Origin of the sequence: Bacillus sp. 22190, from assembly GCF_052045575.1 — a bacterium.
GTDB lineage: Bacteria > Bacillota > Bacilli > Bacillales > Bacillaceae > Bacillus > Bacillus altitudinis.
The window spans coordinates 1-11,412 of sequence record NZ_JBQEPF010000028.1 but is presented as its reverse complement, the minus strand read 5'-3'; the positions used below and the strand labels follow the sequence as shown (position 1 = coordinate 11,412).

General features: G+C 46.4%; 2 protein-coding genes. Both read right to left on the bottom strand.

The annotated features are described in order from the left end of the window. Positions 1-8,675, bottom strand: an 8,675-nt coding sequence (locus tag ACTJKA_RS19570) for an amino acid adenylation domain-containing protein (protein ID WP_440607911.1), incomplete at its 3' end; no start/stop codon positions are given. A gap of 19 nt (positions 8,676-8,694) precedes the next feature. Next, a partial coding sequence (locus tag ACTJKA_RS19565) for a condensation domain-containing protein (protein ID WP_440607910.1) occupies positions 8,695-11,412 on the bottom strand: 2,718 nt, incomplete at its 5' end.

The window sequence follows — 11,412 nt, the reverse complement described above, 5'->3', positions numbered from 1 at the left end:
CCTGTACGGTACATGCGCTCTCCTGGATAAAATGGATCTGGGACAAACCGTTTGTCCGTTTCCTCTGGGAGATTCCAGTAGCCTCTTGCCAGTCCTTTCCCCGCAATCACAAGTTCACCCGGTACGCCTTGCGGCGAGAGGTCATATAACGAACCCATAATGTAAAAACGAGTATTGGCAATCGCTGTTCCGATAGGAAGCGTGCCTTGATCTGGATCAATGATCCCGCTTGTCGCCACGACCGTATTTTCTGTTGGGCCGTAGTTATTCACGAGTTTGTATGGAACGGGCTTCACCTGTTTCAGCTTGTCCCCGCCTGTCAGTAAGTAACGGAGAGAATGATTGTCCATCGACATAAACTGCTCACATAGCTGTGTTGGCAGGAACGCAATGGTGATACCTTCGTGATTAAAATACGAATTGAGCTTGATCATATCGAGGCGAATCGCTTCGTCGATGATATGGAGCTCTGCGCCGGCGATCCACGTCGGGAACATCTCCCAAATGGAGGCATCAAAGCCAAAGCCGGCATATTTGGCGGTTCGGTCTTGTTTCGTCACCTGGAAGGCATCATTGTGCCAAAAAGCAAGATTGACAAGAGACTGGTGCTCGACCATGACACCCTTCGGCTGTCCAGTCGTTCCAGATGTGTAAATCATATAGGCGAGATCCGTTGGTTTGACAGGAACCTGAATCTCGTGCGCTTCTCCTTCTACCGCCTCTTCTATGAAGAGGGTATGACCTGTGAAAGAAGGTGGTGCAGTGAGCTCTTTCTGAATCAGAAGGACCTCTGCCCCGCAATCTTCCAACATGTAGGCAATGCGCTGCGCTGGATAATCGGCATCAATCGGCACGAATGCCGCACCTGCCTTGAGCACACCGAGAACAGCGGCTGTCATCTCGAGCGATGGACGCGTGAGAATGCCGATGCGGTCTCCCGGTTTTGTGCCGCTGGAAATGAGTCTTGCGGCGACTGTATTCGCCCGGTTGTTCAGTTCTTCATACGTCCAGCTTGTGCCGCAGAAGGCAGCGGCTTTTTGATGAGATACTTCCTGCGACTTCGCCTCAATCAATGCATGAACCGTTTGATCTGTCGGGACATTTAGGATAGGGCCTGACCATTCATCAAGCAGATGTCGCTCTTCTTCTTTGGTTAAGATGGAGATGGTTGAGATCGGCTGATTCAATTTCGCGATCATTTCGTCTATGATCCGCTCAAAATATTGACTCCATCGCTGAATGGTACTCTTTTTAAATAGTGCCGCTGCATATTCAAAGCGCAAGCCCACTTGATCTTGTTCCTCAAAGATGCCGAGCGTTAAATCAAACTTTGCCTGAACGGCTTCTTGCTGTTTGTGTGAAAGCGTAAGTCCATTCAAATTCGGTAACGTCAGATCACGGTCATCCGTTGTCATCATGACACTAAACAACGGGTTGCGGCTCGTGTCTTTCGGAAGGTCTAACTGCGCGACCAAATCCTCAAACGGGAATCCTTGATGTTCATAAGCTGATAGATTGTGATCTTTTATTTTTTCTAGCAGATGCTCTGCAGTTTCTTCTAACTGAACGTCATGTCGAAGGGCCAGTGTATTCACAAACATGCCCGGAATCCGTTCGATTGACGCATGTGTACGGCCAGCCGTTACAGCCCCTATGACGATGTCATGCTGCCCAGTCAATTTATGAAGGAGAATGGCAAAGGCCGTTTGCATCACCATGTTCAAACTCACATTTTTTTCAGCCATGAGCGCTTTGATATGCTGCGCCTTTTCAGCAGACAGCCATCTATCCACCCGGTCTCCTGCAAATGACTGCACGCTAGGCCGCGGGAAATCAAGCGGAAGTGCTAAGTCTTCTGGCGGCTGTGCATATTGCTCCAGCCAATACTGCCGCTGTTTTTCAAGTGCTGCTTGCTGTTCATCCTCTTGCTGCCATACCGCATAATCCTTGTAGTGCAACTGAACTGGCGGTAACGTCTTATGCTCATACAACTCCGCTAATTCTTGAATAAGTAGACTGCGTGTCACTCCGTCTGCGATGATATGGTGCATATCCATCATGAACACATATTTGTCATCAGACAGCTTTGCCACTTTCGCCCTCATTAGAGGTGCTTGATGTAATGAGAATGGTGTCATGAAGTTGTCTACGACGGATTGTACCTGATCGCTTTCTACTTCAACCATCTGTAACGTAAACGGCACACGGCGATAGATTTTTTGGACGGGACTGCCATCAATTTCAACAAAGGCTGTCCGCAATGACTCATGTCTATCAATTAAAGCTTGAATCGCTCCTTCTAGCTGCTTCAGATCAAGGTTTCCTTCCATCATGAAAACGGCTGGCATATGGTAGGTGACGGATTCTGGATGTAGCTGCTGTAATACGTACATTCGCTTTTGTGCGGAAGAGACTGGATAGAAATCTTGCTTTTCCGCTGGCTGAATGGATGTGACGAGCGAAGCATCAGCTTCTTCCAAATAGGCAGCTATCGCCCGTATTGTTGGCTTTTCAAAAAGAACCTTGAGTGGAACATGCTGATTCAGTTTGGCTTGCATGTTCGAAATGAGCACCATGCCTTTCAGAGAATGCCCGCCTAATTCAAAGAAATGGTCATCAATGCCAACTTCCTCAATTCCAAGAACATCTGACCAAATATCACAAAGCGTCTTCTCAAGCGCCGTTTCTGGTGCTGCTTGTGCCGTGCGGTTCATATGTGCCTCATGAGGAAGCGGCAGAGATTTCGCATCCACTTTTCCGTTTTGCGTCAGCGGCATATGATCCACTTTGACAAAATAAGTAGGAATCATGTAATCCGGCAGTGTCTCTGAAAGCTTTTCTCTAAATGTCAGCGTTCCAATGTGATCAGGTGCTGTATAATATAACGCCAGCTCCGGTAAACGAGATGTGTTGATCACTTTGACATACACTTTTTGAATGGTTGAAAGGGCACGTGCGGCATGCTCAATTTCTTGTTTCTCAATTCGATAACCGCGAATTTTCACTTGATCGTCTACTCTTCCAAGGAATTCAATCTCCCCATTTGCATGCTGTCTGACCAAATCTCCAGTCCGATACATCCGCTCTTGAGGGAAATAAGGATTTTCAAGAAAACGCTCTGCTGTTAATTCAGGCTGATTCAAATAACCTTTTGAAACACCATCACCTGAAATGTAGAGCTCACCCGGTGCGCCATAAGGGACAAGGCGCTGCTCGCGATTGCATACGAGCGCTCTTGTATGAGCAATAGGCTTTCCGATGATAGAACGCTCCTTTAAAGCATCCAGCTCATGCGGTGTCATTAGCTTGCTCACTGTACCAATCGTTGTTTCTGTCGGACCGTAATGGTTCATCACTGCCACGCATGGATGCTGCTTCATAAATGTCTCAACATCTTCAGAGACAATCGGTTCTCCTCCCAATACCACAAGCCGTAAAGCGTCAAATGTATGGCCCTTCGAATCTGCCATCATATGAAATAAGGATGGTGTCATTTTGATATAAGTCAGCTCTTGTTCATCAATAAAACGCATGAGACGTACAGGGTCTGTATACACGTCTTCACGAGGAATATAGAGTGTCCCGCCTGCTTTTAGAATCGGGAAAATGCTTGTGTAACCAAGGTCGTATGCATAAGAAGACAGGAGTGCCGTTCGATCGCATTCTTGTAAAGTCACTTCATGTGTCAACCAATTGACGTAGTGTGATAGATTACGATGCGTGAGCTGTACACCCTTTGGCTTCCCTGTTGTTCCAGATGTGTAAATCACATAAGCCAGTTGATCAACCGATACGTCCGGCAGGTCTAGAGAATCGTTTCGTTGGACGGCTTTCTCCACATGTACGACCTGAATCGACTTGAGATGCTGATACGAATCGCCAAGAGACTCATTTGCCACGATGACTTTTGCCCCTGAATCTTTTAATGTGTAACGAATACGTTCCGCAGGAAAAGCTGGATCAATTGGGACAAATGCACCGCCTGCTTTCATTACACCTAGCATCGAGACAATGACATAGACAGAGCGATCAAGAATAAGTGCGACTGTGCTTTCTTTCTCTACGCCTTGCATCTTCAGCTCACTACAAAGAGCATTGGACATGTGATCTAATTCACGGTAGGTCAGCTTCCTTTCACCATCCATCACCGCAATGGCATCAGGCGTTTCCATGGCTTGCCTTGAAAATTGCACATGATACGGCTCATGTTGACCTGTTTGTTCTCCATCCCTTTTCTCCAGCCGCTCCATTTGCTCATGCTGATCCAAGAGATTGAACAAGCCAATTTGTTCATGCGGATGCTGGACCGCCTCACGAATAATCGCAAGCAGATGTGTTCCGAACCGGCGGATGGTTTCCTCTTTAAATAATGCCGTTGCATAGTCTAGGCTTAGTTTTATTTCTCCCTCACGTTCAAATGCTTCTAGAGACAGATCAAATTTGACGGATCGGTGCTGTATTGCATAAGGCGAAATGTTCAGATCGCCGAGCTTTAGTGCAGGAACATCCATGTTCTGCATATTAAACGAAACACTAAAGAGCGGGCTTCGGGTTGTATCACGATCAAGTGGCAGACGCGCGATTAACTCTTCGAGCGGATAGCTTTGATGTGCAAAAGCATCTACACTCGTTTCTTTTATTTCTTCAAGCAGCTGTATAAATGACTTTGTTTGTTCCGGTTTCCCGCGCATCGCAATGGTATTGATGAACATCCCTGGCATGTCCTGAATATCTGGATGTGTTCGCCCCGCAACAGGAGATCCGACAACGATATCCTTCTGTCCGCTGTAGGATGCGAGCAGTACTTGAAATGCAGATAACAAGAACATGTACAGCGTCGTATCTGTTTTCTTGAGCAGCTCATGAATACGCTGAGTTGTCGCTTGATCACAGCCAAACATCACCCGTTCTCCAGAAAAATCACGTTCCACTGGACGCGGATAGTCTGTCGGCAAATCTAAAACCGGTACATCTCCATCGAATTGTTTCAGCCAATACGCTTCATGCACACGCTGTTTCTCTGTTTCTTCTTCACTTAACTGCCAGACAGCGTAATCTTTATAATGAATGTCTCTTTCTGCAAGTGCCTCTCCATCATAGGCTTTCGCCAAATCCTGAATGAACGTCTTCATGGAGCTGCCATCTGTAATCAGGTGATGTGCTTCCAGAACTAAAAGATGACGGTCGTCACTCACTTTGAGCAGCTGTGCCCGCAGGAGGGGAGCGGCTGTCAAATCAAACGGCGCCTGACGTTCAGCAAGAAATGCCTCGGCCTCTTCTTCCTTTACATCATGGACAGGGAGGTCAAATACCGCTCGTTCATGTACCCTTTGGACGATGTTCTCGCCTTTCATATGAAAACTCGTTCTTAAGATTTCATGCGTTTGAATCAATTCATCAAATGCTGAGGTGAGCCGCTGATGATCGAGCGTACCTTCAAGCGTTAAGACGATCGGAATATGATAGTTCGTACTCTTAGGTTCAAGTGTTTGTAAAATGTATAAGCGCCGCTGAGCTGGTGACACTGGATAGTCCTCCGCCTTCGCTGCCGGTAAGATCGGATGTCCTTGTTCTTCTTGACCGTCCTGGTCAATGTATGACGCAAGCGATCGAACCGTTGGCTTTTCGAATATCACTTGAATCGGAACTTCCTTTTGGAACACTTCTTGGATTTTGGCTGACATCATCATTGCTTTGAGTGAATGTCCGCCAGTCATGAAGAAATGCTCATCTATTCCCACCGCTTTCCCAAGCAGTTCCTCCCAAATTTGAGCAAGCGCCTTTTCCGTCTCAGTTTCAGGTGGAATGATCCTGATTTCTTCACGATCAGCTTCGTCAGGCGTTGGTAAAGATTTTCGATCAACCTTTCCGTTTGCGGTAAGCGGGAAAGCATCTAGCTTCATGACGTGATGAGGTACCATATATGCTGGCAGTGCTTGATGAAATAAAGCCCGCACCTCTTCTTCCGTGATCGTTCCCGTATAGTAAGCGGTCATTTCTTTTTCTTCTGAAGGAGACGCATGGATGAGCACAACCGCATCATCGATCCCCGTCTCTTGTTGAAGAATCGTTTCAATTTCACCTAGCTCAATACGGAAACCACGGATTTTCACTTGATCATCTGTCCGTCCGAGGAATTCGATTTGACCATTTGAACCGTACCTAGCCAAATCTCCTGTTCGATATAAACGCCCTTCTGCCTTGAAAGGATCAGCGATAAATACTTGCTTTGTTAATTCTGGACGATGGAGATATCCTCTTGAGACACCGTCACCGCCGACATACAGCTCTCCTGGCGCACCAATTGGCTGAAGTCTTTGATTGTCATCTAAAATGTAAGCGGACGAATGATTGATCGGCTGACCAATTGGAATCGTGCCCGTTTCATCCCCTCTCACCTCATAAATGGTCGAGATGGTGGTGTTTTCTGTGGGGCCATACGCATTCAGTAAAACAAGTGATGGATGATGTTTCTTCACAAGCTCTGCACTTTTCACATTGATCACATCACCGCCTGTGATCAATTTGGACAATCCTTTAAACATATGCGGTCGCTGCTGAGCGAGTTGATTAAACAAACCTGTCGTTAAAAAGAGCGACGAGATTTGATTCGTTTGGATAAAGCGTTCAAACCGGTTGATGTCCAATAACGTGTCACGGTCAACAGGATAAAGCGTTGCACCGTTCAGCAGTGTGGTGAAAATTTCAAAAGTAATGGCATCAAAGCTGACTGCTCCTGTATGTGCCATACGATCCGATTTGCTCAAGCCCAGTGTCTCCTGTGAACATGCCAATCTGACAATATGCTGATGCTCAATTTGAACACCTTTTGGCTGGCCGGTTGACCCCGACGTGTACATGATATACGCCAATTGCGAAGGAGAGGTCTCGACTTCCAATGGTACGATTGACTGATTCGATATGTCCGACACATGAACGGCTTGGATGCTTTCATGAACTGGCGGCTGGCTGTCCGCATAGAGCAAAACGGATGCGCCGCTGTCTTCAAGCATAAAGCGGATTCTATCCTTTGGCTGGGCTGGATCAATTGGTACATAAGCAGCCCCTGCTTGAAGAACCGCTAAAATGGCGATCACTGCTTCAGCAGATCGATTCATATACACTGCGACGGCATCTTCTTGTTTCACTCCGCTATCAATCAAATGTCCCGCAACACGATGGATTTCTTGGCCGAGTTCTTCATAGGTGAATGCCCGCTCTCCTTCGACTAACGCCAGATGGTCTGGTTGCGTTTGAATGCGTTCTTTAAGAAGCTCAGGAATAGACAGATGCTTTGGATAATCTCGTTCTGTCTTGTTCCATGCTTCAATCTGCTGTTTTTCTTCTTCGGTGATACACGTCACGTCATGAAGGCGAACTTCCGGATTCTCGATGATCTGCTTCATGAGGTTGGTCAGGTGTTTCGATATTTTTTCAATGACCTCTGCTTCAAAAGCCACCGCATTGTATTTGATTTTCAATGTCCATGTTTCACCTGGATATACAAGGACATTTAGATCGAAATTCGTTTGTTCAAAGCCGTCTTTTACATCAATGGAAAACCCTAGACGTTCCGACATGGTGTCACCAGATAGCTCTTGATCTAAAGGATAGTTCTCAAACCCGACCAAGTGATCGAAGAGTTGTCCTCCTACAGCTGTCTGTTGCTGAATGTCATAAAGCGGCATAAAATCATAGTTTTCCGCTTCCAGCGCATGCTGCTGAACTTTTTGAAACAGCTGTTTGAAGGTGTCTTCGTGATTCATTTCTACCCTTACCGGTATTGTATTGATAAAAAGCCCTGCCATCTGTTCAATACCAGCCACACTTGGCGGCCTGCCAGACACGACTGTTCCGAAAGTGACATCATTTGTAGCATGGTAAGTGCCTAAAAGAACCGACCAAACAGCCTGGAATAGATTTGGTGCTGTCACTTGGCAATTCCTTGCGATCTCTTGAATGCTGCTGACCATTTCAGCATCCCATGTGAACGTCCATTCCTGATGGTCATATTGCCCGTTCGCTTCTTTTTGCTGCAAAAGCCCTTGATGCTGAACCGCACCGTCTAAGCGATCCTTCCAATAGCCTTCCGCTGCTTGTTGATTTTGCTTGCCAAGCCACTGGATATAATCTGCATAAGGTTTTCCTTGTGAGCGATCCGGCGTTTTGCCGTTCCGATAAGATTCGTAGTAATGAAACAATTTTTTCATCAAAACTCCCATGGACCAACCATCCATGATGATGTGATGGTTGCTCCAAATGAGATGCCAGTTTGTTTCATTCAGTTGAAAAACAGCGACCTTCAATAACAAATCATTCGTTAAATGGAAGCCTTGCTTTCTCACTTGCTTTTTATATTGATCTAGTACCTTTTGCTGTTCCTGATGATTCAGGTGAGATAGATTCTTTCTATACACATCTAGATTGCGCTCTGCCAGTACAACCTGACGAGGCTTCTGTAATTGCTGATAGACAAAGGCTGTACGGAGAATGTCATATGTGCCGATGAGCTCATTGAGACTTTTTTCAAAAAGATCGAGATCAAACTCCCCTCTTATTCCAAGCTCTAGCTGTGTGAAATAAGAGGACGAATTAGGGTCTAGCATGGCATGATATAACATGCCTTCTTGCATTGGTGTTAAAGGATATACCTTTTGAATCTTCTGTTTGCTCATAGTCCACCTCTTCGTTTGCTTAAAATATATCCATTAGCTTTTCAAGTTCATCCATGGTCAGGTCATCGTCTCCTACATCACTAGGTGTAATTTGCGCTTCATCTTGTGATACACAATGTGAGATGATTGCCTTCACGTTCTTTTTTAAAAGGTCCTTAAACTGTTCCATCGTTTGCTCTTCGAATTCAAGCTGGTGATATGACATCGTCATATGGAACATGCCCTGTTCTACGAAACCAACAATATCTAATGCATGAGGTTTCTCTGATTCTGGACTTAATGATTGACCTGCCTGCCAAGTGGATCGACTTAGTTCACCCCCGCCAATCTGTTCATCAAACTGACCAAGATAGTTAAAGCTGATATCTGGCGTGACATCAAATGCGATACCGTCCTTCATTTTGTCAGGCGTTAAGTATTTTAAAACGCCATAGCCGATTCCCTTGTTCGGAATGTGTCTGAGCTCTTCTTTCAAAAGCTTGATTTGATACGAAAGATCCTCCGCATGCGACAAATCAAGTAGCACAGGATACATGCTCGTAAACCAGCCGATGGTCCGCGACACATTGACCGCCGGAAGGATGTCTTCCCTTCCATGTCCTTCAAGGTGAATAAAGTGTCTGTCTTCTCCTGTCCACTCTTTCAGGGTCAATCCTAAAGCGGTTAGCAAAATGTCATTGATTTCCGTATGGTACGCCTCATGTACTTCTGTCAGTAGACTGCGTGTTTCTTCCTCAGACAGCGTAAAGCGAATGGTTTTTGTATGCAGCATTCTTTGATCCTCTGTAACATGATCCTTTTGCAGAGGTGCAGTTAAATGCCCAAGTACCTTTTTCCAATAGTCCCTTTCTGCCAGCAGCTCATCTGACACTGCATATTCCGTCAACTTCTGGGCATATGCTTGGAATGAATGTGTTTTTTCAGGAAGTGTCAGCTCTTCCCCACGCTTCGCCTGCTCATAAAGAGCCATGAAGTCTTCAAGGAAAATACGCCATGACACACCATCAATGACAAGGTGATGTACAACGAGCAATAAGTGATCTCCATGATCCGTACGGAAAATCGCAGGTTTGACTAACGGTCCCTCTGTTAAAGAAATACTCGCCTGCACTTCATTTGCCAGCTTTTCTACGTGCTCGATTTGCTGTGATCGTTCTCCTTGTACTTCTATCACGTCCACCGCTACATCGTTTTCGTCTACTCCACGATGACGCTGGATGATGCGTCCTTCTTCTATCGGATAAACCAATCGCAAAGCATCATGATGGGTCATCATCTGCTCGAGCACTTGCTTGACAAGCGCTTCATCCAAACCATTTGCCGCATGGAGCATAACGGACTGATTCCAATGATGCTGGCTGCTGAAGTTCCGTTCAAAGAACCAGCGCTGAATTGGTGTTAAAATGACCTCTCCTTCCACAGGTGATTGATCGGCTGTGAGAAGGTCCGCTTCTTCGATATATGGGCGAAGCTCCGCAATCGTTGGGTATTGGAAAAGTAGTTTCATATCGAGCTTCCAGCCTTCTTGCGTGAGTCTGCTTGCCATTTGGATGCCTTTAATCGAATCTCCGCCAAGGAAGAAGAAATGGTCGTGAATACCGACTTGGCTGACGCCAAGCACATCTTCCCAAATGCCGCAAAGCAGTGTTTCCACTTCATCTCTTGGGGCTTCGTATGCTGTTTGATTCGCTTCCACATCAGGTGCTGGCAGTGCTTTGAGATCCACTTTGCCATTTGCCGTCATCGGCAGTTGGGCTAGCTTAATGATCCATGATGGCACCATATATTCAGGTAAGGTGCGCTTTAGGCTTTCTTTCAAAGTGCCCGTTTCTTTATCTGTGATGACGTAAGCGACAAGAGCGTCTTGATCACTTGCGTCTTTGACCGTTGTCACGACGGCTTCTTGGACTGAATCCAGCGCAAGGAGCTGTGCTTCAATTTCTGACAGCTCAATACGGAATCCGCGGATGCTCACTTGATGGTCTTTTCTGCCGAGGTAGATCAGCTCGCCATCCTCTGTCCATTTCACCAAATCGCCTGTACGGTACATGCGCTCTCCTGGATAAAATGGATCTGGGACAAACCGTTTGTCCGTTTCCTCTGGGAGATTCCAGTAGCCTCTTGCCAGTCCTTTCCCCGCAATCACAAGTTCACCCGGTACGCCTTGCGGCGAGAGGTCATATAACGAACCCATAATGTAAAAACGAGTATTGGCAATCGCTGTTCCGATAGGAAGCGTGCCTTGATCTGGATCAATGATCCCGCTTGTCGCCACGACCGTATTTTCTGTTGGGCCGTAGTTATTCACGAGTTTGTATGGAACGGGCTTCACCTGTTTCAGCTTGTCCCCGCCTGTCAGTAAGTAACGGAGAGAATGATTGTCCATCGACATAAACTGCTCACATAGCTGTGTTGGCAGGAACGCAATGGTGATACCTTCGTGATTAAAATACGAATTGAGCTTGATCATATCGAGGCGAATCGCTTCGTCGATGATATGGAGCTCTGCGCCGGCGATCCACGTCGGGAACATCTCCCAAATGGAGGCATCAAAGCCAAAGCCGGCATATTTGGCGGTTCGGTCTTGTTTCGTCACCTGGAAGGCATCATTGTGCCAAAAAGCAAGATTGACAAGAGACTGGTGCTCGACCATGACACCCTTCGGCTGTCCAGTCGTTCCAGATGTGTAAATCATATAGGCGAGATCCGTTGGTTTGACAGGAACCTGAATCTCGTG